This window comes from Brevibacterium luteolum (assembly GCF_013004595.1).
GTDB classification, from domain to species: domain Bacteria; phylum Actinomycetota; class Actinomycetes; order Actinomycetales; family Brevibacteriaceae; genus Brevibacterium; species Brevibacterium luteolum.
The window spans coordinates 332,407-357,458 of sequence record NZ_JABEMC010000002.1; the positions used below are offsets into that span (position 1 = coordinate 332,407).

Consider the following 25,052-nt stretch of genomic DNA (forward strand, 5'->3'; position numbering starts at 1 on the left):
CCTCAAAGCGTATTACGTAATACAATAAGAAGTATGTCGAAGCGCATTATCAATGGACACGAAGTCTCGGACGAGCAAGTACAGGCCTGGGCAGACGAAGCAGAAGCCGGTTACGACGTCGATCAGCTGAAGCGGCGCTGGGGACGGCCACCCCGTGCTGAGAAGGCCTCCCAGGTCATTCCGACACGCTTTTCCGACTCCGAGCTGGCAGAGCTGATGGAGCGCGCGGATCGCGAGGGCATGGACCGCTCGACCGCAATCCGCACTGCAGTGCGAGAGTGGTCAGCAAAGTGATCATCTCGCCATCGGCTCGAAAGCACGGGATCAGCGATGAAGACGCCTTGTGCGCCGCGACGGCAGTTCTCGCCGGTGGCCCACTGGATGACGAGCACCCGCGACGGGAACTGCGCATCGGTCTCGACATTAAGGGAAGACTCCTCGAAATTGTGGTGCTCATATGGGACGACGGAGAGATTGAGATCATCCATGCGATGAAGGCACGAGCCGAATATCGCCGCCTCGTGTTCTGACGTCACGGCAGCCAGATCGGTGACGGCTTCGCGATCCACGACGCGTTTCACGACTTCTGTTCGCCCGCCGACCGCAACGCCCCGTCAGTGCGGCATGTTCGCAAAGCGCGAGCGCGCACCCTGGAAGGCGACCTTGATCTCGCCGGTCGGGCCGTTGCGGTGCTTGGCGACGATGATGTCGGCCTCACCGGCGTGCGGGGACTCCGGATCGTACATGTCCTCACGGTGGATCAGCAGCACCATATCGGCATCCTGCTCGATCGAACCGGACTCGCGCAGATCCGAGATCATCGGCCGCTTGTCGGTGCGCTGCTCAGAGGACCGGTTGAGCTGCGAGAGCGCGATGACCGGAACCTCGAGCTCCTTGGCCAGCAGCTTGAGCGACCGGGAGAACTCCGAGACCTCCTGCTGACGCGACTCCACACGTTTGCCGGATGACATCAGCTGCAGGTAGTCGATGACGATGAGCTGCAGATCGTGCTGCTGTTTGAGCCGGCGGCACTTCGCGCGGATCTCGGTCAGCGCCATGTTCGGCGAGTCGTCGATGTACAGCGGCGCATCGTGCATCCGCGACATCTTCGCCGCCAGCGTCGTCCAGTCCTGTTCGGAGACCTCACCCCGGCGCAGGTTCTGCAGCGGCACCCCGGATTCGGCGCTGAGCAGGCGCATCGACAGCTCCTGCTTGCCCATCTCCAGGGAGAAGATGACGGTGCACTGACGCGCGGCGATCGCCGCCGAGCGGGCCATATCGAGGGCCAGCGTCGACTTGCCAACGCCAGGGCGGGCAGCGATGACGATCATCTGGCCCGGATGCAGACCGTTGGTGAGGTCATCGAACTCGGTGAAGCCGGTCGGCACGCCCACGGTGTCATCGCCGTGCTCGCCCATCCGCTCGATCTCGTTGGCAGTGCTCTCCATGATCTCGCCGAGGCGCACATAGTCCTCAGCGGTGCGCCGCTCGGTGACCTGGTAGATCTCGGCCTGCGCGCGATTGACCAGATCGTCGGTGTCGCCCTCGGCGTCGTAGCCCATCTGCACGATCCGGGTGCCGGCTTCGACCAGCTTGCGCAGCATCGCGCGTTCGCGCACGATCTGGGCATAGTAGCCGGCGTTCGCCGCAGTCGGCACCGAGGCGATGAGCGTGTGCAGGTAGGTTGCCCCGCCCACTCGGGCCAGCGACCCGGCCTTCTGCAGGGCGTTGGCGACGGTGACCGCGTCGGCGGGCTCACCGCGGGCGTAGAGGTCGAGGATGACGTCGTAGATCGTCTCGTTGGCCGGCTTGTAGAAGTCCTCGCCGCGCACCGTTTCGACAACGTCTGCGATCGCGTCCTTCGACAGCATCATGCCACCGAGGATCGACTCCTCGGCATCGAGATCCTGGGGCGGGGTCCGCATTCCGGCCTCTGCCCGCTGCCACTGATCGTCTGTCATCGGCGCCTTTCCATCAGCTGTCTGCTGTCCCACTGTAGCCGCTCGGGAACCAGCCGACATATCGCCCGCAGGCGGGTGTGAACGGCCCGCACGCGAGGTGCCGGTCGCGTGTGGACGCGACCGGCACCTCGGCGACGGCGACTGTGGAGACTGGCTGCGCCAGCCGGAATCAGCGCGTGGTGACCTTGCCCGACATCTGCGCGACCGGCTGCAGGAACAGTGGGCGGGCGGCGATCCAGCCGACGGCCAGGACGATCATCGCGATGGCGAACATGATGAAGCCCCACCAGCTGGTGGCGTTGTCACCGGTCCACGAGAACATCATGTTGAGGTTGTGCCGCATGCCGGTGGTGAAGACGAGCAGCACGTGGATGACGATGAAGGCCACGAAGTAGAACATCACCGGCAGGTGGATGGCACGCGCGACCGGAGCCGGGTAGGCCTTGGAGATCGGCCAGGTGTTCTGCCAGATCGGCGACATCCGCACACCGGAGATCGCTGCCAGCGGGGCGGCGATGAAGATCGTGACGAAGTAGGCCATCACCTGCAGGGCGTTGTAATTGACCCAGGCCATCTCCTGTGGCCAGTCGAACGACAGGTACTGCAGGCCGGCTGAGACCATGTTCGGGAAGATGTCCCAGCTGACCGGCACGACGCGCGCCCAGTGGCCGCTGGCGAACAGCAGAATGACGAAGATGAAGCCGTTGAGCAGCCACAGCACATCGAGGCTCAGGTGCAACCACAGGTAGATGCTCATCTTCGTCGGTTCGGCTGCGCCCTTCTTCCGCTTCTTCACGGTCCGCGTCCAGTAGGCCTCCGGCTTCTGCTGCACGCGCACGAGCCACCCGGAGCGGATGATGAGGACCATGAGGAAGATGTTGAAGAAGTGCTGCCACTGCGCCCACCACGGGAAGCCCTCCGGGGTGCCTGCAGGCAGCTCTGAGTGGCCGGGATACTTGGCGAGGAACTCCTGGCCGCTGGCCGAGCCCAGGAACATGCGCGCGAGCACGCCGGCAATCGCCAATACGACGAGTGCGATCGGGACGATCCAGACGAGCTTGAAGAACGGCGATTCGCGGAACGGGGTGCCGCCGCTCTTCTTCTTTTTCTTCTTGCGCTTCTTCTTGCTGTCCGCTGCTGCCATGAGGGTCTCCTCCGCCGAAGTTCCACAGCCTGATGGTCATTGACTCTGACACCTGACTTTAGCGCCTGTCATCGCCCGACGGAGCATCGGGTCCCGTTCCCGAGGTGCAGACCAGGCTGCCAGCGCCATCCTCCCCTGCAGCGGCCGGGTCAAGGACAGGCTGGCGCGCACGATGAGTGCACCGAGGACGACCGAAGCGGGCATGGTCGCCATCGTGACAGGTGAGAGAACCATCGCGAGTCCGGCAGGCGGGGCGACGAGCAGCAGTCCGATCGACGCCGCGGCTGCTGATCTTGCAGGGCTGCCGACCGCGATGCCGGCCAGGGTCACGGCGCGGCCGGTGACGGGGATGATGCCGATCAACGCGTGCGCGGTGAGGATCGGTGTGTTCATATTCCCAGTCTCCGCCTGTGGCCGGCTGAGCAGAATGCGGTTCTCCCTGCAGCCCGGTCCGGAAATCCCCACCCTCGGCACCACCGGTGACCCCCACCTCGGGAGCGGGAACTGCAGCGGCACGCATCCCCCATCGGCCCCTGACAGCACGGGCAGGCAGTGCTAGGGTCGAATGTGCGGCAGGTCACACCCCAGGTCCTTCCGCCCGGACGGCGCCGTCCGGCAGACATCACATCCCCACCCCGAAGGACACCCCTCCGACATGCCCCCGACTCATCCCCACTCCCGTTCCGGTGCCGCGCGCCTGACGCTGCTGCCCGCGCTGGCCTTCATCGCCGCCCTCCTGCTCGGTGCTGAACTCCTCACCAGCCCAGCCGCAGCTGCCCAGACTGCCCCGCTGCGCGTGCCGGTGACCTCGATGTCCGACGAGGCGGGCAGCCAGGCCGTCCTCATCGCCGACCCTGTGCCGCTGCCGGCAGGCGCCACCACCTCGCAGCTCGAACTCGACCTGCCCGGAGGCTGCCACCTGGGCGAGGGCGCCGAGCTCACCTGCACTGACAGCTCCTTCACCTTCACCGCGATGATCGCCACCCCAGACGGGTTCAGCGACCCGGCCGTGAGCGCCACTGACACCGGTGTCGAGGTCACGACCGCCGAGCCGGCCGGTGAAGGCGAGCTGCTCGTGCCGATCTTCAGCCCCGCCGGGCTCGATGTCGATGACACCGCCTCGAAGCAGATGCTCGCCGAGCTGGTCCTCGGCAATGGCACCGCCGCGGCGCCTGACACGGCCGAGACCGCCGGCGCACCGCCGAGCCTGGCCCCGTATGCCGAGGCGATCGAGCGCCCGGAGCAGGTCACGGTTCCCAGCGACTACATCTACGACCCGGATCATGTGCAGAAGGCGCTGCACGACTACTGCACCTGGTCGCCGGACGCGTGGGGCAAGGCCGACTTCCGCGGGCCGTGCGCCCGGCACGACATGTGCATCGAGGTCGACCTCGACCTGCCGCGCCCGGAGCGCAGGGAGCGCCGCAAGATCTGCGACAGCACTTTCCTCGACCATCTCGTGCAGAACTGCGACTACGGCTACTACGATGCCGGCGTCAAACGCCGCGGCTGCCGAGTGATCGCCGGCCACTACTATGTCGCCGTGGCCGGGAAGACCGCGATCTCGTGACCGGACGGATCCTGCCGCCGGTGCTCGTGGCCGCCTCGGTGGCGCTCATGTTCATCGGCGGGGCCATGCCGAGCCGGGCTGGGCTCGTCGTCGTCGACCTGCTGGCGATCGCGGCGGTGGCGGCTGCTGCCGGTCTCATCCTCATGCTGAGTCTGCGCGCCGCGCGCGAGGCGGTGGCTGGCGAGCGCTGGCTGCGGCGGGGAATCGCCGGGGTCGCGGTCGCCGCGGCGATCGGTGCGGTCGTGGCGATCGGGATGAACATCGCCGATCCGCTCGGCATCAGCTTCGCTGTGCCGATCATCTGGCTGCCCGCCTCGCTCGTGCTGCTGACGACCTCGCTCCTCGTCCTCGCACTGCCGAGTGGGCCGGCGCCGAGATGGCAATTGTGACGCCGACCCATCGATCACTCTCTATCGCCGGCGGCGTTGCGCCGGGATAACCGGCTTGCGCGTCTCATCCTGAGGAGAAGTCCGCAGACACCAGCAGCGATCCACAGCAGCACAATGGCTGTATACCCGCCCGTCGACACCGTCGCCGCACCGGCCGGGCTCTCACGCAGCCAGAACCCGGCTCCGAACACCGCAAGGCCAACCGGCAACATGATCAGGGTCGTGCGCCAGCGCGCGACGAGCCGGGCTGCGGCGTACCAAAACCAGCCGAAGAGAAATGCAAGCGGCAGCGCTCCTAGCACCAGCAAGATAGTCGACATGACTCCCTCATCTCCTGAGATTCTTTACAATCGCGCCGCATGACCCGAGCCCAAAGAAGTTGGCATCTTCGCCGCTGCGAAGTGCCGTGGATTGCCGCGCGTGGTGTGATTCGCAATGAGCGGAATCCTGCTGCTGCCGCGGCCTCGGGCTACGGCAGCAGCAGAATCACCCCGTGCAGGAACAGTCCGACGAGCGCGCCGATGACGGTGCCGTTGATGCGGATGTACTGCAGGTCCTTGCCGACGTAGAGCTCGATGCGCTCGGAAGCCTCCTTCGCATCCCAGCCGGCGATCGTATCGGAGATGACGCTGGCGATCTCCGGGCCGAAGGACTCGGCCAGGTCGCCGACGGTGATCGCGAGCCGATTGTCGATCGCGTGGGAGAACTCTGCGTCTTCGACCATCCGGGTCGCGGTCTGGTTGAGCAGCGCACGCAGCCGCTGGTGCACCTCGCCGGAGGTGTCGAGCACCGCCCCGCGCAGCAGCCGCTTGAGCGAGGACCACACATCGAGGACGGCTTGGACGACGCCCTCTTCGCGCAGCAGGTCGTCGATGACGTTCTCGGCGCGCTTCGCGATCGAGGTGTCCTCGCGCAGGTTGGCGGCGAGTTCGAGCAGCCACCGGTCGAGGGCCTGCCGGGCCTTGTGGTAGCGGTTGTCGCGCACATCGGAGATCCATTCGAGGACTTCGCGGCGCAGCCGGCGCGCGACCCCTTCGTTGACGAAGGCCGGCACCCAGTCCGGGGCCTTCTGCGCGACCACGTCGTCGATGACCTGCGGGTTGGCCGCCAGCCACGTGTACGCCTCCCCGACGACGAGGTCGACGAGCCGGTGGTGGGCCCCGTCCTGCACGATCTCGTGGACGAGCCGGCCGAGCACCGGCGACTTGTGCGTATCGACGAGCTTGGGCACCAGCACCTCGCGGGTCAGCGCCTCGATCGCATCATCATCGACGCGCCTGAGCACATACTCCAGGCCCTGCCCGGCACGGGTGACGACGATCTCCTGGTTGCCCGGCTCCTTCAGCCAGCCGCCGATGCGCGCGGTCACCTGGGCGTTGCGGATCTTCGCGGCGACGGTGACGGAGGTGAGGAAGTTCGCGGCGACGAAGTTCGACATGCTCTCGCCCAGCACGTCCTTCTTGCGCGGGATGATCGCCGTGTGCGGGATCGGCAGCCCGAGCGGGTGGCGGAAGAGCGCGGTGACCGCGAACCAGTCGGCGATCGCCCCGATCATCGCCGCCTCGGACCCGCGGGCGACGAACCCCCACACGCCGGTCAGGTCGGTGAAGACGTGGGTGAGAACGAAGATGCACGCCGCCAGCACGAGCAGCGCGGTCGCCAGCTGGCGCATCTTCCTCAGCGCACGCGCCCGCTCGAGGTCGCCGAAGGTGTCGTCGATGCGCGCCGGTGCGGTCGGTCCGGTGGATCCGGCCGCCGCCGAGGTGGTGGGCGAGTGAGTCATGTCCCTATTCTGACACCTCGGCCCGGACTCCCCACCCGGAAGACACGACTGCCCGCTCTCGCCCTTGCCGCCTCGATCGCGGTGCTCGGCACCGCCTGCTCAGCACCTTCGCACAGCGGCGGATCCTCAGCAGCTGCCGGTGCAGATCAGCAGGCGGCCTCGGAATCCGCCCGCGCGCTCAGTGAGAAGATCGCCGCGCACTGGCCGCTGGTGGCGAAGGCCCGGCCCGGGACGGACTGCTCCGGCCACGTCGCAGTCCTCTTCCACCGCGACGACAAGGGCGAGATCGTCACAGGGGCCTGACACCTCGGGCACCCGGAAGCTCGCCGACTCCGAACGCACCGGCCTCACCTCTCCCCCGGGCGGGCGGGTGCAGCCCGGGTGAGTTCGGCGGCAAGCCGGCAGTTCTGCTGGCTTGCCGCCGATCAGCAGATGCTGGATGACCCTCGAGCTGAGGAGTTCTGCCTGCTCGCCACGCATGGGCTCGGGCGGTGCGCACTTCATCGTCGTCGACGGCAGGGAAGTCACCACCGGCTTCACCAACACCTATCCGATGGGGTATCGGCGGAGAGAACCACCGATGCCGATGGCCGGGCCGTCTATACGGTCACGGCCACCGGCTGAGGCCGGAACTCACTGCCATTCGGCAGTCTCCGGGTCCACACCTCGGGCGAAGGCGCCGGCAGCGATCACCTCGACGAGCCAGGCGGCTAAGCCGTCTGCGCGCTCATCGTAGTGCGCGGCGAAGCGCGGGTCGCTGACGTAGAGGCGCGAGATGCACACCTGCTTCTCGATGGTCATGTCGAACCACTGGCCGATCGAGGCGCGGTGCCGCTCGGCCAGCATGTTCGCCTCCTGGCTGCCGGGCTCGACTCCGCGCGTGAACGCGGCGACGAGTTCTGCCTCGAAGGCGTCCATGTCGTTCTTGACCTGCTGCCAGTCGGCGGCGGTCATCTTCTGCTTGATCGACTCGGACTGGGCCCATTCGTCGGTTTGGCCCCAGCGCTGCTGCGCTTCGGCCTCCCACTCGGGGTTCCAGTTCGGGCCGAGGATCTCAGCCTGCTGGGCTGCTGTCAGTTTCTCCATAGTGGTGGTCTCCATCATCCGTTCGACTGCAGAGACAACTCTCTGCAGCTGGTCGATACGTGTCAGGAGGGATTCCCGCTGTTCAGCCAGCTCTGCTGCCAGGTCGATGTCCGGATCGTCGAGGATCCGGCCGATCTCTGCCAGCGGCAGGCCGAGTTCGCGGAAGATGAGCACGCGGCGCAGCCGCTGCATATCGGCTGCCGTGTAGATGCGGTAGTCGGCCCACGTGCGTTCGCTCGGGCTGGCCAGCCCGATGGCGTCCCAGTGGTGCAGGGTTCGCACGCTGACGTCAAGCAGCCGGGCGGCCGCGCCGACTGTCAGCTCCGTGGTGTGCTCGTCCATTCCCTCAGTATCGTCCACATCCACCACGTTCGGCCCTGACGCAGCGTGAGGGTCAAGTCCGACCCACACGCGCACAGGCCCCGGAACCGCGTGGGGCGGGTTCCGGGGCCTGTGAGAGCTGCGTCAGCTCAGTGGCAGTTCAGCGAGCGGCTCAGCGCTTGCCGATGACGTCGAACTTCGCGTTCGCGGTGATCTCGTCGTGCACGCGCACGGTGGCGGTGTAGCTGCCGGGCTCCTTGACGTGGCCGGGCAGGGCGATCTGCCGGCGATCGAAGGTGGTGCCGTGTGCCTCGGTCAGTGCGTCGGCGACGAGTGCGGCGGTGACAGCGCCGAAGAGGCGGTTGTTCTGTCCGGCCTTCATCTCGATCTTCGCCGAGCTGCCCTCGAGCTTCTCCTTGAGTGCGAGTGCTTCGTCGCGGTCGGCCAGCTGGCGGGCCTGGCGCGACTTGCGCAGCGACTCGATCTGCTTCTCAGCACCTGCGGACCAGGTGGTGGCCCAGCCGCGCGGGATCAGCAGGTTCCGGGCGTAGCCGGCCTTGACCTCGACGACGTCGCCGGCGGCTCCGAGGCCGTCGACTTCCTGGTTGAGAATGACCTTCTTGGTAGCCATTGTTCTACTCCCCTCGTCTTATCGGGTCGAGCCCGAGTAGGGCAGCAGCGCCATCTCGCGGGCGTTCTTGACGGCCTTGGCGATGATGCGCTGTTCCTGCACGTTGACACCAGTCACGCGACGAGCGCGGATCTTGCCGCGGTCGGAGATGAACTTGCGCAGGGTTGCGGTGTCCTTGTAGTCGATCTGGGCTGCCTCGCCGAACTTCAGCGGGTTCGCCTTCTTCTTGATGGGCTTCCGGGGATCCGGCTTTGCCATGATGTGCTCCTGTCAGAAAATCTGTTGATCAGCGGCAGGCACGCGCCTGCCGGGGTGTGATCAGAATGGTGGTTCGTCCGAGGTCGGGCTGCCCCAGCCTCCGCCGGGGTTGGCCTGCGGGTTCGAGCTGGCCCACGGGTCGTTCGACTGACCCTGGCCGCCCTGCTGCCCGCCGAAGCCGCCGGGGTTCTGTCCCCAGCCGCCGCCCTGCTGCTGACCGCCGCCTTGCTGTCCGCCACCGGAGAATCCTCCCTGGCCGCCTCCTGAGAAGCCGCCGCCGGAGAACTCCTTCTTCGTCACGTTGGCCGTGGCGTAGCGCAGGCTCGGGCCGATCTCGTCGACGTCGAGCTCGAAGACGGTCCGGCGTTCGCCTTCCTTCGTCTCGAAGCTGCGCGACTTCAGCCGGCCCTGCACGATCGTGCGGGTGCCGCGCTGCAGGGTCTCGGTGACGTTCTCAGCAAGATCCCGCCACGCGTTGCAGCGCAGGAACAGGGTCTCGCCGTCTTTCCATTCGTTGCTCTTGCGGTCGAACATGCGCGGGGTCGACGCCACTGTGAAGTTCGCGACCGCAGCCCCGTTGGGCGTGTAGCGCAGTTCGGGGTCGGCGGTGAGGTTTCCCACCACAGTGATGATCGTGTCGCCTGCCATGATGCTCCTTACAGCGTGGGGGTCAGCGGTTCCGAGCTCGGATCTGCTGGATTACTTCGCGTCGGGACGCAGGATCTTCGAGCGCAGAACGGTCTCGTTGAGGCCGAGCTGGCGGTCGAGTTCCTTGGTCGTGTCGGGCTTGGCGTGGAAGTTCACCACAACGTAGGTGCCTTCGGCCTTCTTGTTGATCTCGTAGGCGAAGCGGCGACGGCCCCACACATCGACATTGTCGACGGTGCCGCCGTCAGCGGGAACCACCTTCAGCAGCTTTTCGACAGTGGTGTCAACGGAACGGTCTTCGAGTTCCGGATCCAGAATGAGCATCAGCTCGTAATGACGCACGTGTCACCCACCTCCTCTGGTCTCAGCGGCCATGGTCGGTCCATGGCAGGAGGGTATATGCGTTGCGTCTGGCCGGGTGCGGAATCGGTCCGCAGCGGACACAGACTGGTTCATTCTAGTGTGTTCGCGCCCGCCTCGCCAGCTGAGGCGCCGGCTTCCGTGCCCGAGGCGGTGGTCGCCGTGCCCGAGGCGGGGCTCACCTCGGACTCGGGGGCCGGCTGGGGGCTGCGGTCGAGTTCGAGAGCGGCGGCGGTGATGACGGCGACGACGGCCGCCAGTCTCAGGCAGGTGAAGAGCAGCAGCCAGGCTGGGGAGAGTCCCTTGCTGGCTTCGAAGGCGGTGATGTCGGAGAGGTTGACGGCGATGACGAGGGCCGCCTCGGCCAGTGCCCAGGCGATGAAGACCCACAGCCGGCGGATCGCCAGTGCTGCGAAGGGCAGCAGCCACAGGGCGTGGGTGATTGGGGCTGAGGGCAGTGTGACAACGGCGAGCCCGAGCACCACCGTGAGTGCGGCGTACAGGTTCGGCCGGGGCCTGCGGGTGATGTAGGCGAGTGCTGCGATGACGGCGATCGCGCAGGCGGCGAGGCTGACAGCGGCCAGCAGCTGCGGATCGGTGCCGTCGCCGTAGGCGAGCAGGGAGACGAGTGAGCCGCGGTCGATCGGCTCCTGCCACCACATGGTCAGCCGGTAGAAGATGAGCCCGTCGATGGCGAGGAGGAGGCCGACGGTGATGAGGGCCGCCCCGCCGATCGACAGCAGGTCGGAGCTCTGCCCGGCCCGCCACAGCAGGACGATGACGGTCAGCAGTGCGAGGATGCCGAGCGGGTTGATAAGGGCGGCGATGGCGAAGAGCACTCCGGCCCCGAGGTTCGAGTGGGGGCCGGCCGCGGTCGGATTGAGCAGCACGAGCGCCCACACGAGGCAGGCCACACCGACGGGGTCAAACGACTGACCCATCGAGAAGATGATCGCCGGGGAGATGCAGGCGACCGGCAGCCAGGCGAGCGTGCGCATGAGCACGGCGACGCCGAGTGCCATGGCGGCTATGGCGATGGTGTTGATGACGAGCAGGAAGGCCATCATGTCCCCGGCCCCCAGGCCGGCACTGAGCATGAAGCCGAGTTCGACGAACCATCCGGTCACCGGGTCGAGCGCGGCAGGTGCGCCGGTGGCCCGGCCGGGTCCGGCGGGGAACTCGGTGCCGGTGAGCGCATTGGCCACCGGTGAGGCGCACATCCGCGCCGAGGCGCCGGGCAGCTCGTAGCCGGGCATGCACGCCCCGTGCAGCAGGATACCGATCCCGGCGGTGCCGAAGGCGGCCAGCATGCACATGAGCGCGGCCGTCGTCCGGAACGGCGAGGGGCCCGACGCCGCATGGGCGCCGGGCCTGCCGCCGAGCAGCGGCTCAGCAGCTCTGAGGGGGCTCACACCTGGCATGCGCCTAGGCTATCGCGCCTCACAGGACGCTGACGGTTCCCTGGCGGATGAAGCCGGGCATGATGAAGCCTGCCCCTTGGAAGCCACCGTTCTTCTTGTCTTCCTTATCCTTCTTGTTCTCGTCCTTGGGCGGCTCTGGCTTCTGCGTCGGAGGCCTCGGCGGATCGACCGTCGGAGGATCGTTCTTCGGCGGCTCCGATGGCTTCGGATCCTCCTTCGGCTTCTCCTCTTCCTTGGTCTCGTCGTCCTTCGGCTCCTCGTCCTTCGGCTTGTCGTCCTTGGGCTTGTCGTCCTTCGGCTTCTCGTCCTGCGTGGTCTTCGGCTTCGGCGACGGCTTGGGCTTCGGGCGCTGGTTCGGCACGCCGGACTTCGGCTTCGGCTTCTCCACCTGCGGCAGCTTGCCACGCTTGGGGAACTGTTTGACCGGTTCGTCCTTGAGCGCGTCCTTCATGTACTTCGTCCACGTCTGGGTCGGGAACGAACCACCGGTGATCGAACCGCGGCCGCCGTAGGGACCGATCTCGACCGGATTGCCCTCTCCGTCATCGCGGAAGATCGACACCGTGGTCGTGAGGTTCGGGGTGTAACCGGCGAACCAGGCCGAGTAGTTGTCCTGCGAAGTACCGGTCTTGCCGGCTGCCGGACGGCCCAGCGTCGAGGCGTACGAGCCCGAACCACCGGTCACCACGCGCGAGAGCGCGTAGGTGGTCTCGGCCATGACGTTCTTGTCGAAGTTCCGCTTACCCTCAGTATCGGGCTCGTAGAGCTTCTCACCCTCCGGGGTGACCGCGGCCTTGACGGTGTGCGGCGTGTGCGTGATGCCGTTAGAGGCGAACGTGTTGTAGGCCGTGGCCATGTCCTTGACCGTCGGGCTAGCGGTGCCGAGCACGTTGGCGGCGTTCTTCTCCAGGCCCTCGGTGTCCTTCGGCAGGCCGGCACGCTCAGCCACGTCGACCGTCTTCTCCGGGCCGACCTCGATGTTGAGCTGCGCGTAGGCGGTGTTGACCGAGCTCTGGGTCGCCTTGAGCAGGCTGACCGGGCCGTAGCTGGCGCCGCCGTAGTTCTTCGGGCTCCAGCGGGTTCCCTCGTAGTTCATCGGGGTGCCCGAGGTGCCGGTCAGGTAGTCGGTGAGGCGGTAGCCGTTCTCCAGGCCGGCCACCAGCGTGAACGGCTTGAACGTCGAACCGGCCTGGGTGATGTCCTCGGTCGCAGCACTGTGCTGGCGCTCGAGGAAGTCCTTGCCGCCGTACATCGCCACGATGCCGCCGGTCTCCGGGTCCATCGACACGAGTCCGACGTGCATGCCCTCCTTGAGCTTCGGCAGGTCCTCGACGGCCTCGATCGCCGCGTCCATCTTCTTCTTCGAGAAGGTGGTGGTGATCTCGAGCCCGCCGCGGTCGATGACCTCGTCCTCGATGCCGTTGCGCTTGAGCTCCTTGCGCACCTCATCGAGCAGATAGCCGTTGGGGCCGGCGAACTGGTTGTCGGTCTGCGCGGCCCGGACCTCGGGCATCTCAGTGCTGGCGGCCTCATCCTCGGTGATGTAGCCGAGTTCGGCCATGTTCCCCAGCACATACTTGAAGCGGTCCTCGTACTTGCCGGGGTCCTCAGCCGGGTCCGCCAGACCCGGACGCTGGATCATCGCAGCCAGCAGTGCGCTTTCGGCCACGTCGAGTTCGCTGGCCGGCTTGTCGAAGTAGTTCTTCGAAGCGACCTCGATGCCGTACGATTGGCGGCCGAGGTAGATGGTGTTGAGGTAGTTGGCGAGGATCTCGTCCTTCGACAGCTCCTGGTCGATCTTGAGCGCGATGAACATCTCCTTGACCTTGCGGTCGAGGGTGCGCTCATTGGTGAGGTAGAAGTTCTTGACGTACTGCTGGGTGATCGTCGAACCGCCGCCGGCGTAATTGTCAGTGGCCACACCGATGACCGCACGCGACAGGCCCTTGATGGAGATGCCGCGGTTCTCGTAGAAGCTGTTGTCCTCAGCGGCGATGGCGGCCTGCTGCATCGGTGTCGAGATCTTGTCGATCGTGACGTTCTTGCGGTCCTCGGTCTTGAAGGACCCGAGCACGGTCTCGCCGTCGTCGTAGTAGACCGTCGAGGTCTGTCCGGCGGCTTCCTTGTTCGGTTCGGGGACGTCGGTGACGGCATAACCGATGCTGAAGAGGCCGATGACGACGACGCAGGCGGTGAGGATGCCGACGCCGATGAGCCGCAGCGAGGGCAGCCAGCGAGTCCAGCCGGTCACGCCCTGGCGCGGATAGTTGAGCAGGCCTTTGTTCACGTCCCGGCGCGCGCTTCGGCTCGCCTTCGGTGCGGTTTTGGCCACAGATCCCCCAAGAGTGAGTGTGCGGTGTGTCGATTCAGCCAAACATTCAAAGATTGGAAGTCGATGAAGATCACCTGACGCCGGTCACAGCGCAGGCAGGCCGCATGCGCGTGCTTGTCCGAATCGCACTGCATGTGACCTGCAATTTTAGCGCACAACCCGACGCACCGACCAGACCATGGGTCATCTGATCGGTGCGCCGGGACGTGAGCAATCACACGTCGGCAGGGCAGGGATGCTCAGCTGACAGCCGGTTCCTCAGCCCTTGAGGTCGGGGAAGTCAGTGTCGGCCCACTCCTGATGCTCAACGGTCGCAGTGCCCTCGAAGGGGTGGAGTTCGCGTTCGCGGGCACGCAGCTCGACACGGCGGATCTTGCCCGAGATCGTCTTCGGCAGCTCGGTGAATTCGATGCGCCGGATCCGCTTGTAGGGGGCGAGGTTCTCGCGGCAGAAGCGCAGGATGTCCTTGGCGGTGTCGGCATCGGGTCGCCAGCCGGCGGTGAGCACGACATAGGCCTTCGGCACCGCCAGGCGCACCGGGTCCGGGGACGGCACGACGGCGGCTTCGGCGACGGCTTCGTGTTCGATGAGCACGCTTTCGAGTTCGAAGGGCGAGAGCCGGTAGTCGCTGGCCTTGAACACGTCGTCGGCCCGGCCGACGTAGGTGATGTAGCCGTTCGCGTCGCGGCTGGCGACATCGCCGGTGTGGTAGACGCCGTCGGCGAACGCCTCGGCGGTCTTGGCCTCGTCTCCCCAGTAGCCCTGGGTCAGGCCGGCCGGGCGGGGGTCGAGCTGCAGGCAGATCTCCCCCTCATCACCGATCTCCCCGGTCGCCGGGTCACGCAGGATGACGTCGTAGCCGGGCAACGGCTTGCCCATCGAGCCGTAGACGATCGGCTCCCCGGGCGGGTTGCCGATCTGCAGGGTCGTCTCGGTCTGGCCGAAGCCGTCGCGGATGTCGACGTTCCAGTGCTTCTTGACCCGGTCGATGACCTCGGGGTTGAGCGGCTCACCGGCGCCGAGCGCCTTGACCGGCGGGTTCGTCAGCTGAGACAGGTCGGCCTGGATGAGCATCCGCCACACCGTCGGCGGGGCGCAGAAGCTCGTGACGCCCACCCGGCCCATCGTCTCCATCATCGCTGTCGCATCGAAGCGAGTGTAGTTGTACAGGAACACGCAGGCTTCGGCGATCCACGGGGTGAAGATGTTCGACCAGGCGTGCTTGGCCCAGCCGGGTGAGGCGACGTTGAGGTGGATGTCGCCGGGCTCCAGGCCCATCCAGTACATCGTCGACAGGTGGCCGACCGGGTACGAGGTGTGGGTGTGGGCGACCATCTTCGCCTTCGAGGTCGTGCCCGAGGTGAAGTACAGCAGCAGCAGGTCATCGGCCGGGGTCGGGCCGTCGGGTTCGAAGGTCTCGGGGAAATCCGCAGCCGAGGTGTAGGCGAGGTCGTTCTCGCGGGCCGGCTCGGCGCCGACGACGATCCGGGTGAGGTCGACGTCGACCTCGTCGAACTTCGCGGCATCGGCGGCACCGGCGATGACGAAGGAGGCTTCACCGCGTTCGGCGCGGTCGGTCAGGTCGATGGGGCCCAGCTGGGTGGTCGTCGGCAGCAGCACGGCGCCGAGCTTGATCCCGGCGAGCATCGACTCCCACAGCTCGACCTGGTTGCCGAGCATCACCATGACGTGGCTGCCGCGGGTGACGCCGGCAGCGCGGAGCATGTTGGCCACCTGGTTCGACCGGCGGGAGAGCTGGGAGAAGCTGTAGATGTTCTCGGTGCCGTCCTGTTCGCAGATCCACAGGGCCGGCTTGTCGTTGCCCTCGGCGATCCCGTCGAACCAGTCGAGGCCGAAGTTGAAGTGCTCGAAGCGCGGCCACTGGAATTCGTCCTTCGCCTGCGCGTAGTCCAGGCGCAGCTCCAGCAGCCGGTCGCGTGCCGCCCGGTACTGTTCGGTCACGGTCGTCATGGTGCCTCCTCACGGCGTGTCCCATTCATTGGTCTCAAGGTAACAGGCCCCTGTGGCAGTCAGGTGAACCGGGTCACAGTGCAGCCGTATGCGGCAGCCCGCTGCCCAGTCCGCCGGGGCCGGGTCACTGCGGCTGCGAGGAGCCGCCGTCCTGTTCGGCCCACCACTGGCGCAGCACCTCTTCGGCGCGCTGCTGACCGAGCGGGCCGTGTTCCATCCGCTGGGCGAGCAGAAACTGATAGGCCTGCCCGACCGCCGGACCGGGGCTGATGCCGAGGATGTCCATGATCTGCCGGCCGTCGAGGTCCGGGCGCACGGCATCGAGCTTCTCGCGTTCGGCCAGCTTCTCGATCCGGTGCTCGAGGTCGTCGTAGGCGTGGGCGAGGCGTTCGGCCTTGCGCCGGTTGCGGGTGGTGACATCGGAGCGGGTGAGGATGTGCAGGCGGGTGAGCAGCTCACCGGCATCGGTGACGTAGCGGCGCACTGCCGAGTCGGTCCAGCCGGCATCGCCGTAACCGTAGAAGCGCAGGTGCAGCTCGACGAGCCGGCTGACGGCCTTCGTCGTGGCCTTGTCGAAGCGCAGCGCCTTCATCCGCTTGCGCGTCATCTTCGCTCCGACGACATCGTGGTGGTAGAAGGTCACCGCCCCGTCAGGGGTGAATCGGCGGGTCGAGGGCTTGCCGATGTCGTGCATGAGGGCAGCGAACCGGACGATGAAATCAGGCACGGCGATGCGCTGGGTGTCCTCGGCGACCGCAGTGACCGGCCCGGCAGGCGCGTCCTGTGCCCCGGCGCCCTCCGCCCCGGGCGCGGCGCCCGGCGGCGTGGACTCTGCCTCCTCGGCAGTCTTCTCAGTGCCGGTCTTCTCGGCGGCGGTCTTCTCGGCGGCCGCCGCGGCCTGGCGGGCGGCGTAGACAGCCTCGAGGTCGACGGCCTGGTCGAGGACGGTAAGGCTGTGCTGGTAGACGTCCTTGTGCCGGTGATGCTCGTCGCGTTCGAGCTGCATGTCGGTGACCTCGGGCAGGATCCGCTCGGCGATCCCGGTCTCGACGAGCAGTTCGATGCCGGCCCGCGGCCGGATCCCGCAGATGAGCTTGACGAGTTCGTCGCGGACGCGCTCAGCGGAGATGATGTCGATGCGCTCAGCCATCTGGGTCATCGCCTCACGCACCTCAGCGTCGACGCCGAAGCCGAGCTGGGAGACGAAGCGGGCGGCGCGCATCATGCGCAGCGGGTCATCGGAGAAGCTGTCGACGGCCTTGCCCGGCGTGCGCACAAGCCCGTTCGTCAGGTCGGCGAGTCCGCCGAAGGGGTCGGCGAAGACGCGCTCGGGCAGCCGGACGGCCATCGCCCCGATCGTGAAGTCCCGGCGGACGAGGTCGTCATCGAGGTCGTCGCCGAAGGCCACCGTCGGCTTGCGAGAATCCGGGTCATAGGCCTCGGCGCGGTAGGTGGTGATCTCGATCTGCAACTCGTCCTTGAGCAGCCCGATGGTGCCGAATGCCCGGCCGATCTCCCACACCGCATCGGCCCACGGATTCACGATCGCCAGGATCGCATCCGGGTCGGCGTCGGTGGTGAAGTCGAGATCGGGCATCGGCCGGCCGAGCAGCCCGTCGCGCACCGAACCGCCGACGAGGGCGAGCTCCCGACCGGCAGCGGAGAACATCCGGCCCAGCGGCTCGAGGATGTGCTCGTGCGCATCAAGGGCGGTGAGCAGGCGTGCATGGGCTTCGGCCAGGGACACGTGATCTCCATTCGAGGGGGTCGGTTCAGCATAAGGTTATCGTCAGGTTGCGGATATACAGTAGAAGCTATGCCTCGACCATTGCCGAAGCCGGGGGTCATGCCGGCACGTTCGAACACCGTGGAGGAGGTCTCCGCGGGCGGCGTCATGGTCGACTTCGATTCGCCCACCTTCGAGGTGGCGATCATTGCACGCATCAACCGGGCCGGCAGGCTCGAATGGTGTCTGCCGAAGGGTCACCTGGAACTCGGCGAGACACCCGCCCAGGCGGCCCGTCGCGAGGTGGCTGAGGAGACCGGCGTGCACGGCGATGTCGTCACCGCCCTCGGCAGCGTCGACTACTGGTTCTCCGTCGGCGGCTACCGCATCCACAAGCTCGTCCACCATTTCCTGCTGCGCGCCACCGGCGGCTACCTCACCGTCGTGAACGACCCGGACCAGGAGGCCGTCGACGCCGCCTGGATCCCGCTTGATGCGCTGCCGGAGCACCTGTCCTTCGCCAATGAACGGCGCATCGTCGCCGCTGCCCGCTCCGTGCTGCCGTACTACCATTCCGTCATCCAGTCGACGTGATCTCCGCCCGCCGCCTGCCCCACCCGCGCCGCTGTGCGGCGCTGGCTGCTGTCTGCACCCTCATCGCGGTGCTGCTGGGCACCGGAGTGCCCACCGCCTCGGCGACGGCCGCCCCCACCCAGCCGAGCTTCCCCTCCCCCGTCCCGGCAGCACCCGGAGACGGTACGGACGAGGAGACCGCTGGGTCGCCCGGAGACAGCGACATCGCCGCAGCCGGAGTGGAGCTGGCCTTCGACGAGATCAGCCCGGTTCTCACAGCCGAGGGCACGCTGACGATCAAGGGCCGGATCATCAACTCCAGTGCCGTGGAGATCCCCGAGCCGCGCCTGGACTTCCGCATCAGCCGTCGGGTGCTCGACTCCCGCGATGCGATCAACGAGTGGAAGGACCAGCCGGCGCGCTACCGGCAGCTCGGTGACACCGCCTCCGCGGCTGCCCAGCAGGACACCGCCGGTGGCGCCGAGGACGCCGACGACGCCCCGAGGATGGACATCGAGACGCTGCCGGAGTCAGTCGCGCCCAAGAGCGAGGCGGCGTTCACCCTCACCGCCGATGCCGAGACGCTCGGGCTGCCGCGCAGCCAGCCGCTGACCTCGTGGGGGGCCTACGGGCTGGCCGTCAAGCTCAGCAGCGAAGCAGCAGCAGCCAGCGCGCAGCCGTCGCTGTCACTGACCCGCACCGCCTTCACCACCTGGTATCCCGATCCGCAGCTGCTGCCGAGCAAGGTGACGTTCCTCGTGCCGGTCACGCTGCCGGGCTTCGACCCCAGCGGGCAGGTCGCAGCCGACACGCTCGAGCAGGCCGCCGGTCCCGAGGGGCAGCTCACCTCGGCATTGGCCGCCGTCACTGCCGCTGACGAGGTGGCCCTCGCCATCGACCCGCGGCTCATCGGCAGCATCGAGGACGTGCTCGGCGTCGACCGCCCAGAGGCCGACCCAGACGATGGAGCCGGCGATCCCGCTGACGACGGCACCGAGGAGGGCACTGAGGAGAGTACTGAAAAGGGCGCGGATCCGGCCGAACCGGGCGCAGCACCGGCGGACGAGACGCCCGCTGATGCCACCGAGGCCCCAGAGGGTGACGACGGCGAGGAGACCACTGCCCCCGGTGAAGACACCAGCGGTGAGCAGACCGCGCCAGCGCCGAGCCCGCAGGCCGATCGCTACCCGCAGCTCAACGAGTGGTACACCTCCTTCGTCGCCGCCGCCGAGCAGCGCACCGTCATCGCCCTGCCCTACGCCGATGCCGACCTCACCGCGCTGAGCGCTGCTGATGAGTCGGTGCTCGCACGCGCGGCCGAAGCCGCCGCCGATGACCTGCGGGCCACACTGCCCGAAGCCCGCACCGACATCACCTGGCCGGCTTCCGGCAGCCTCACCCCCGACTTCGCCGAACGCGCCGCACAGGCTGGGGCGAAGACGATGCTCGTCTCCGACATCCAGCAGCCGAGCGTGCGCAGCTACACCTCCTCAGCCCCCTCCACCCTGCCGGTCGGTGAGGATCAGCACGGCCTCAACTCCCTGGCCGTCGACACCGGCCTGTCGGAGGCCGCCGAACTCGCCGGCCATGACGACACACGCGTGCTCGGGCTCAGCGAGCTCATCGCCGAAAGCTCGGCGATCACCACCGAGCGGCCGTTCGACCCGCGCAGCCTGCTCATCACCCTCCCCCGCCGGGCCGCCGACCCGCACTGGGCCGAGGCGATCAGGCAGACCGCGGCAGCACCGTGGATCGACCTGCAGAGCCTGGCGGACCTGAGCGAATCCGAACCGGTCCAGCGCGCCCCGCTGACCGAACCCACCCGCGAGGCCGGGGATCGGGCCGCCGGTCTGAACCGCCTCGGCGAGGTGCACTCCACCGGCGCTGAGGCGTCGACCGCCTTCGCCGATCCCGAGGCGGTGGCCACCCGCCTGAGCCGGGCCACCCTGACGTGCACGTCGACGGCCTGGGGTGAGACGGCCAATGACGGCGGCTTCTCCTCCTGTGTCGACGCGGCCGCCGATGAGGTCAGCTCACTCACCGGCGGGGTGAAGCCCGAGGAGGGCTCGGCTGTGCTGCTGGTGACCGGTGAGAAGACGACGATCCCGGTGCGCATCGACAATACGACCGCCGAGTCCGCCCATGTCATGGTCCGGGTGGTGCCGGCGACCCCGCAGCTGCGCACGCAGGTGTCCGAACCGGTCGTCGTCAGCCCCGGTGAGCAGGCCCGCGTCGAGGTCCCGGTCGAAGGATTGGCCAATGCCGATGTGCAGACCCGCATCGAACTCGTCGCCGCCACCCCGCCCGGCGACAGCGATTCCACAGCCACGACGGAAACCGGTCCGGGCCCGGCGGCGGCTGCCGGGCATTTCGTGCTGCCGGAGACGACCTCGCTGACGGTGCGCGTGCGCACCGACTGGGAGAACATCGGGGCTGCGGTGATCGGGGCCGGTCTCGTCATCGTGCTGCTCATCGGCCTGTATTCGTCTGTCTCCCGCGGACGGCGTAAGATTCCCAAGAGCCAGCTGGACGCCGCCGTCGCGCGAGCGCACGAGAACGACCCGGGCTGATTCGATCCCCGCGCGCGACCAACGCGCCAACGCCCCTGAGACCGGCAAGGAGCCGCATTGTCCTCCACCGACCCCTCCGAGACCGCACCGGACCGCGCCGCTGACGCGCACGCGGCCGGCGGTGCCGGCAGCACCGCAGCCGGCGCTGTGACTCCGGAGACGGCCGGGCACCCGGAAGCCGAAGCCACCGCCGAGGCGCCGGGCGGGGGTGCGAAGCTGAGCTCGCTGGCGAAGTCCTCAGCGATCATGACCGCCGGCACTCTCGTGTCGCGGGTGCTCGGATTCGTCAAAGCCGGCATGCTCGCCTTGGCGATCGGCGTCACCTACGGCGGGGTCGCTGACGCCTTCGACGTGGCGAACAAGGTGCCGAACAACCTGTACATGCTGCTCGCCGGCGGCATCCTCAATGCGGTCCTCGTCCCCCAGATCGTGCGCGCCACCCGGCGGCCCGACGGCGGGAGGGACTTCACCAACCGGCTGCTGACTCTGGCGATCCTCATCCTGTTCGGCGTCACCGTGCTCGCCACGGCCGCCGCTCCCCTGCTCGTGCGCGTGTACTCCTCGTCGACCTGGAGCAGCGAGCAGACCGCCCTGGCGGTGGCGTTCGCGTTCTGGTGCCTGCCGCAGATCTTCTTCTACGGCCTGTACACGATGCTCGGGCAAGTCCTCAACGCCCACTCGTCGTTCGGGCCGTACATGTGGGCGCCGGTCATCAACAACCTCGTCTCCGTCGCCGGGCTCGGCATCTTCATCGCCCTCTTCGGCACCGGTGAGTACGGTGAGCACGCGATCGACACCTGGGACGTCACCAAGATCGCCGTGCTCGCCGGATCCGCCACCCTGGGCGTCGTCTGCCAGGCGCTCGTGCTGATCTGGCCGCTGCGTCGCATCGGCTTCCGCTTCACCCCGACCTTCGGGTTCCGCGGTGTCGGCCTCGGCACCGCCGGCAAGGTCGCCTCCTGGACCTTCGGTGCGGTGCTCATCGGCCAGCTCGGCTTCATCGTCATCTCGCAGGTCGCCTCTCTGGCCTCAGCGACCGCCGACAGCGGCCCGAGCCCATCGAACGCCGCCTACACGTACAGCTACCTCATCTTCATGCTCCCCCATTCGCTCATCGCGGTGTCGCTGGCGACCGCACTGTTCACCTCGATGAGCACCTCGGCTGCCGACCGCGACACCGAGGCGGTGCGCGCCTCCTTCGGCCTCGGCGTCCGGCTCGTCGGCTTCGTCAACGTCTTCGCCACCGTCGCCTTCATGACACTCGGCGCCCAGACAGCGATGGTCCTCGCCCGCGGCTCGGTCGAGCAGGCCGTCTCGCTCAGCGTCGTCATCGCCGCCATGATCCTCGGACTCGTCCCGTTCTCGGCCAACTACCTGTTACAGCGGGTGTTCTACGCCTATGAGGACGCCCGCACCCCGTTCTGGGTGCAGGTCCCGCAGGTCGCCCTCACCTCCGCCGGGGTCATCGCGTCTGGCCTGCTGCTGCCCAAGCACTACATCGTCGCCGGCATCGGCCTGTCGATGAGCCTGGGCTACGGTCTCGCCTGCCTCATCAGCGCCTGGCTGCTGCGCCGCCGCCTGCACCACCTCGGGACCAAGCGGATCCTGCTGGCCCACCTGAAGTTCGTCATCGCCGGTGCGCTGGCCGGCATCGTCGGCGTGTTCATCGTCCGCGCGATCGGCACCGATGCCTGGGACACCCGGACGACCGCGTTCATCACGATCGCGTGGGTCGGGCCGGTCATGCTTGCGGTCTATCTGGTCGTCTGCTGGATCCTCCGTGTGAGCGAGCTGCGCAGCCTTGCCGAGACTGTCCGGCGGAAATTGAAGCGCTAGACTGAGAAGCGAAGGACTATTCGCCCTGCACAGCTCACCTGTGCAGCGCATTCACAAGGGGGTCTGGTGATCGGCATCGAACGCGGAACGGTTGTCGCCGAGCGCTATGTGGTCTCCGACATCGTCCGCCCCTGGTTCGCCGACCACCCCGACAGCGGCACCGTCTGCATCGCCCTCGACGCCATCCTCGACATGGCCGTCACCCTCTACGTCGCGCCCTCGGAGACCTCCGGCGACCTGCTCGATGCCGCCCGCCGCTCAGCGCTGCTGACCGATCCGCGGATCCCCACCGTCCTTGACGTCGGACGCGCTGACGGACTCGACTTCGTCGTCTTCGAACGCTCCTTCGCCACTCCCCTGCCGGCCATCCTGCGCAACGGCCCGCTGGCTCCCGAGGCGGCACGCGCCTTCGTCGGCGAGCTCGCCACCGCACTGGCCCACGCCAGCTCCCGCGGCCTGTACCACCTGTGCCTCGGCCCCGAGTGCGTGGGGCTGAAGGACAACTTCGACGCCACCGTCACCGGAGTCGCCATCGACGCCGCTGTCGCCCACACCGCCTACGGCCTCGATCTTGAGGCGATGCCGACAGCAGCGAAGAAGCGCGAGGACGCGCTGGCGCTCATGAACATCTTCTACGCCGCGCTCACCGGTCACTGGCCCAGCGATGAGCCGCGCGCCGGCCTGCCGGTGGCCCAGCGGCGCAACAACCGCTTTGTGCGCGTCTCCGAGCTCGTCGACGGGGTGCCGAGTGACCTGGAGGAGTTCGTCTCCGGCGTCGTCATGAAGATCGAGCCCGGCCCGCGCTCAGCCAGCGAGGTGGTGCGCTTCCTCGACGAATGGGACGTCCACCAGCTGCGCCAGCTCTCGACGGGCAGCCCGCGCCCGGACGGCGATGAGCTGCGCCGCACCGAGGACGAGAAGTTCTCCGGCACCGAGGCGGCCACCGGCGCGTCCTCGGCCCGCCCGACGACCAAGGCCGACCCGGCCACCGCCTCGGGAGCGGCTGCTCTCACCCCACCACGGCCGGCCACGCCGCCTGCAGCGGCAGGTGCCCCAGCACCGGAGAAGCGGGCGACACCCGCCCAGCTGCGGGCCGCGCTCACTCGCATCGGCCTCACCCGGCCCGGCGCCTCGGGCCTGGCAGCCGGCCGGTTGGCTGACAGCGAGACCCCGTATGACGACCGGATGCAGATGCGGCAGGCGGCCGTCTTCCCGATCTCCTGCGAACAGCTCGCCTCGGCTGAAACCGATGAGTGGCAGCCCGAGGACACTTTCGCCTCCTATGAGCAGTACGCCGATGCCGAGGCCGACGCGAACGAAACCCAGCGCATCGCCGATCGTTCGCGCATGTTCACCAGCGACGAGGAGCTCAGCGTCGACGATACGCAGGTCATCAGCATCGACCAGGAAGCCGTTGAGGACCCTGAAGCCGACGAGGACGAGGACGATGGTTCCTGGTTCCTCGGCGGCATGTTCACCACCCGCGAGGAAGAGCTCGAACGCCAGCGCGCCGAGTACGAGCGCGAGCGCCGCCTGCAGCAGGAAGCTGAGGAGCGGGCACGCGCCCAGGAGCAGTCGCGCCGGAAGTCCGCTGCAGCGCCTGCCGCCGGCCTGGGCGCCGATCTCGCAGACGACACCGCACAGTCCGATGCCACCGAACGCGAGAGCGACCAGCAGCCCGCGAATCCTGCTCCCGCTGCTGCTGGCAGCGAGAGCAAGCCGAAGAGTGGCCCCGGCCGGAAGCCGAATGCCACGGGTGGTGCTGCCACTTCCGCTGCCGCAGCCGCGCCCGCTGCTGCGGCTGGTGGCTCCGGTGGCAAGGGATCCCGCCCACCGGCTGAGGATGATGCGTCTGCCGACAAGCCGTCTCGGCCCCTGGTCCCGATTCTTATCGGCGTCCTGGCACTGCTGGTCGTCGGCGCGCTCATCGTCGGGATCATCGTCGGCACGCAGGGCGATGATGAGCCCACCGCTGAGGAGCCGACGGCCGAGACCGAACCGACTGAGGAGCAGCCTCCGACCGAAGAGGAGCCGCAGGGCCCGAAGCCGGTGATCGCCGATGTGTCCGCCCTTGATCCTGAAGGCGACGAGACCGAGAACGACGATGCGGCATCGAATGTCCTCGATGACGATGATTCGGCGTGGCGGACCGACCGCTACAATTCCTCGAAGTTCGGCAACCTCAAATCGGGTGTCGGCCTGGCACTCGAGCTCGAAGAGTCAGCCACCGTCTCCCAGGTTGAGCTGACCTCCGATCACGAGGGAAGCGACTTCGAGGTCCGGATCGGCGACTCCGATGACCCGGAGGACGCCACGGTTGTCGGCAAGGGAACGACGGAGGACGGAAAGACCACCGTCGACCTCGATGACGGCGCCGAGGGATCTGTCGTCATCATCTGGTTCACCGAGCTCGGCTCTGCCGACGGTGGATACCGCGCGTACGTCAGCCACGTCGGACTGTCCTGAGTCTGC

At 67.6% G+C, this 25,052-nt stretch carries 23 protein-coding genes; 9 read left to right on the forward strand and 14 right to left on the reverse strand.

Annotation, left to right across the window (positions count from 1 at the left end):
* Nucleotides 1-33 precede the first annotated feature (33 nt).
* Nucleotides 34-294 carry a ribbon-helix-helix protein, CopG family gene (locus HLA91_RS05010; protein WP_102162481.1) on the forward strand — a complete coding sequence of 87 codons (261 nt, stop codon included), beginning with the start codon at nt 34-36 and terminating at the stop codon, nt 292-294.
* The gene (locus tag HLA91_RS05015; protein ID WP_346726240.1) at nt 279-530 is read left to right on the forward strand and encodes a BrnT family toxin; all 252 of its coding nucleotides are present in this window, start codon (nt 279-281) and stop codon (nt 528-530) included. The genes HLA91_RS05010 and HLA91_RS05015 overlap by 16 nt, the downstream gene beginning before the upstream one ends.
* Nucleotides 531-614: 84 nt before the next feature.
* On the opposite strand, the gene dnaB is transcribed toward HLA91_RS05015, so the two are convergent.
* From dnaB to HLA91_RS05030, 3 genes are all read right to left on the reverse strand, one after another.
* Nucleotides 615-1,961, reverse strand: coding sequence for a replicative DNA helicase (dnaB, locus tag HLA91_RS05020; protein WP_170273802.1), 1,347 nt, complete (start codon nt 1,959-1,961; stop codon nt 615-617).
* A 169-nt stretch (nt 1,962-2,130) separates the two neighbouring features.
* Nucleotides 2,131-3,105 carry a cytochrome b/b6 domain-containing protein gene (locus tag HLA91_RS05025; protein ID WP_170273803.1) on the reverse strand — a complete coding sequence of 325 codons (975 nt, stop codon included), beginning with the start codon at nt 3,103-3,105 and terminating at the stop codon, nt 2,131-2,133.
* Nucleotides 3,106-3,141: 36 nt separating this feature from the next.
* On the reverse strand, nt 3,142-3,498 hold the full coding sequence (locus HLA91_RS05030; protein WP_170273804.1) for a hypothetical protein: 357 nt from the start codon (nt 3,496-3,498) through the stop codon (nt 3,142-3,144).
* 262 nt (nt 3,499-3,760) lie between these two features.
* On the opposite strand from HLA91_RS05030, the gene HLA91_RS05035 reads away from it, so the two are divergent.
* The gene (locus HLA91_RS05035; RefSeq protein WP_170273805.1) at nt 3,761-4,675 is read left to right on the forward strand and encodes a phospholipase A2; all 915 of its coding nucleotides are present in this window, start codon (nt 3,761-3,763) and stop codon (nt 4,673-4,675) included.
* Complete coding sequence (locus HLA91_RS05040) at nt 4,672-5,064, forward strand: hypothetical protein (protein ID WP_170273806.1); 393 nt, start codon at nt 4,672-4,674, stop codon at nt 5,062-5,064. Before HLA91_RS05035 ends, HLA91_RS05040 begins: the two co-directional genes overlap by 4 nt.
* Nucleotides 5,065-5,078: 14 nt before the next feature.
* On the opposite strand, the gene HLA91_RS05045 is transcribed toward HLA91_RS05040, so the two are convergent.
* The gene (locus HLA91_RS05045) at nt 5,079-5,384 is read right to left on the reverse strand and encodes a cytochrome c oxidase subunit II (protein WP_170273807.1); all 306 of its coding nucleotides are present in this window, start codon (nt 5,382-5,384) and stop codon (nt 5,079-5,081) included.
* 149 nt (nt 5,385-5,533) lie between these two features.
* Nucleotides 5,534-6,847 (reverse strand): DUF445 domain-containing protein, encoded by a 1,314-nt coding sequence (locus HLA91_RS05050; RefSeq protein ID WP_170273808.1) that lies wholly within the window; start codon nt 6,845-6,847, stop codon nt 5,534-5,536.
* Between HLA91_RS05050 and HLA91_RS05055 the strand changes: the two genes are divergently transcribed.
* Nucleotides 6,839-7,150 carry a hypothetical protein gene (locus HLA91_RS05055; RefSeq protein WP_170273809.1) on the forward strand — a complete coding sequence of 104 codons (312 nt, stop codon included), beginning with the start codon at nt 6,839-6,841 and terminating at the stop codon, nt 7,148-7,150. The genes HLA91_RS05050 and HLA91_RS05055 overlap by 9 nt on opposite strands.
* 330 nt (nt 7,151-7,480) lie before the next feature.
* Here HLA91_RS05055 and HLA91_RS05060 read toward each other — a convergent pair whose 3' ends face one another.
* The 9 genes from HLA91_RS05060 to HLA91_RS05100 all read right to left on the reverse strand — a co-directional run bounded on the left by HLA91_RS05060 (nt 7,481) and on the right by HLA91_RS05100 (nt 17,622).
* Nucleotides 7,481-8,275: a MerR family transcriptional regulator gene (locus HLA91_RS05060; RefSeq protein WP_170273810.1), complete on the reverse strand. Its 795-nt coding sequence runs from the start codon at nt 8,273-8,275 to the stop codon at nt 7,481-7,483.
* A 151-nt stretch (nt 8,276-8,426) separates the two neighbouring features.
* Nucleotides 8,427-8,885: a 50S ribosomal protein L9 gene (rplI, locus tag HLA91_RS05065; RefSeq protein ID WP_165884026.1), complete on the reverse strand. Its 459-nt coding sequence runs from the start codon at nt 8,883-8,885 to the stop codon at nt 8,427-8,429.
* A gap of 18 nt (nt 8,886-8,903) precedes the next feature.
* Complete coding sequence (gene rpsR, locus HLA91_RS05070; RefSeq protein ID WP_102162491.1) at nt 8,904-9,143, reverse strand: 30S ribosomal protein S18; 240 nt, start codon at nt 9,141-9,143, stop codon at nt 8,904-8,906.
* Nucleotides 9,144-9,203: 60 nt separating this feature from the next.
* Nucleotides 9,204-9,791, reverse strand: a complete 588-nt coding sequence (locus HLA91_RS05075) for a single-stranded DNA-binding protein (RefSeq protein ID WP_170273811.1) — start codon at nt 9,789-9,791, stop codon at nt 9,204-9,206.
* Between the two features lie 51 nt (nt 9,792-9,842).
* On the reverse strand, nt 9,843-10,133 hold the full coding sequence (gene rpsF, locus HLA91_RS05080) for a 30S ribosomal protein S6 (protein ID WP_102162493.1): 291 nt from the start codon (nt 10,131-10,133) through the stop codon (nt 9,843-9,845).
* 110 nt (nt 10,134-10,243) lie between these two features.
* Nucleotides 10,244-11,572, reverse strand: a complete 1,329-nt coding sequence (locus HLA91_RS05085; RefSeq protein WP_170273812.1) for a hypothetical protein — start codon at nt 11,570-11,572, stop codon at nt 10,244-10,246.
* Between the two features lie 19 nt (nt 11,573-11,591).
* Nucleotides 11,592-13,823 (reverse strand): transglycosylase domain-containing protein, encoded by a 2,232-nt coding sequence (locus tag HLA91_RS05090; protein ID WP_259800580.1) that lies wholly within the window; start codon nt 13,821-13,823, stop codon nt 11,592-11,594.
* A gap of 339 nt (nt 13,824-14,162) precedes the next feature.
* Nucleotides 14,163-15,875: an AMP-binding protein gene (locus HLA91_RS05095; protein WP_170273814.1), complete on the reverse strand. Its 1,713-nt coding sequence runs from the start codon at nt 15,873-15,875 to the stop codon at nt 14,163-14,165.
* Between the two features lie 124 nt (nt 15,876-15,999).
* A complete protein-coding gene (locus HLA91_RS05100) occupies nt 16,000-17,622 on the reverse strand; it encodes a tRNA nucleotidyltransferase/poly(A) polymerase-related protein (protein WP_338076781.1) in 1,623 nt (540 codons plus the stop codon).
* A gap of 69 nt (nt 17,623-17,691) precedes the next feature.
* Here HLA91_RS05100 and HLA91_RS05105 point away from each other — a divergent pair, with 69 nt between their 5' ends.
* The 4 genes from HLA91_RS05105 to HLA91_RS05120 all read left to right on the forward strand — a co-directional run bounded on the left by HLA91_RS05105 (nt 17,692) and on the right by HLA91_RS05120 (nt 25,046).
* Nucleotides 17,692-18,195 (forward strand): NUDIX hydrolase, encoded by a 504-nt coding sequence (locus tag HLA91_RS05105; RefSeq protein ID WP_102162497.1) that lies wholly within the window; start codon nt 17,692-17,694, stop codon nt 18,193-18,195.
* Nucleotides 18,192-20,744, forward strand: coding sequence for a DUF6049 family protein (locus HLA91_RS05110; protein WP_170273815.1), 2,553 nt, complete (start codon nt 18,192-18,194; stop codon nt 20,742-20,744). Before HLA91_RS05105 ends, HLA91_RS05110 begins: the two co-directional genes overlap by 4 nt.
* Nucleotides 20,745-20,801: 57 nt before the next feature.
* Nucleotides 20,802-22,580 carry a murein biosynthesis integral membrane protein MurJ gene (gene murJ / locus HLA91_RS05115; RefSeq protein ID WP_275587849.1) on the forward strand — a complete coding sequence of 593 codons (1,779 nt, stop codon included), beginning with the start codon at nt 20,802-20,804 and terminating at the stop codon, nt 22,578-22,580.
* Nucleotides 22,581-22,646: 66 nt separating this feature from the next.
* A complete protein-coding gene (locus HLA91_RS05120) occupies nt 22,647-25,046 on the forward strand; it encodes a protein kinase family protein (RefSeq protein WP_170273816.1) in 2,400 nt (799 codons plus the stop codon).
* Nucleotides 25,047-25,052 lie beyond the last annotated feature (6 nt).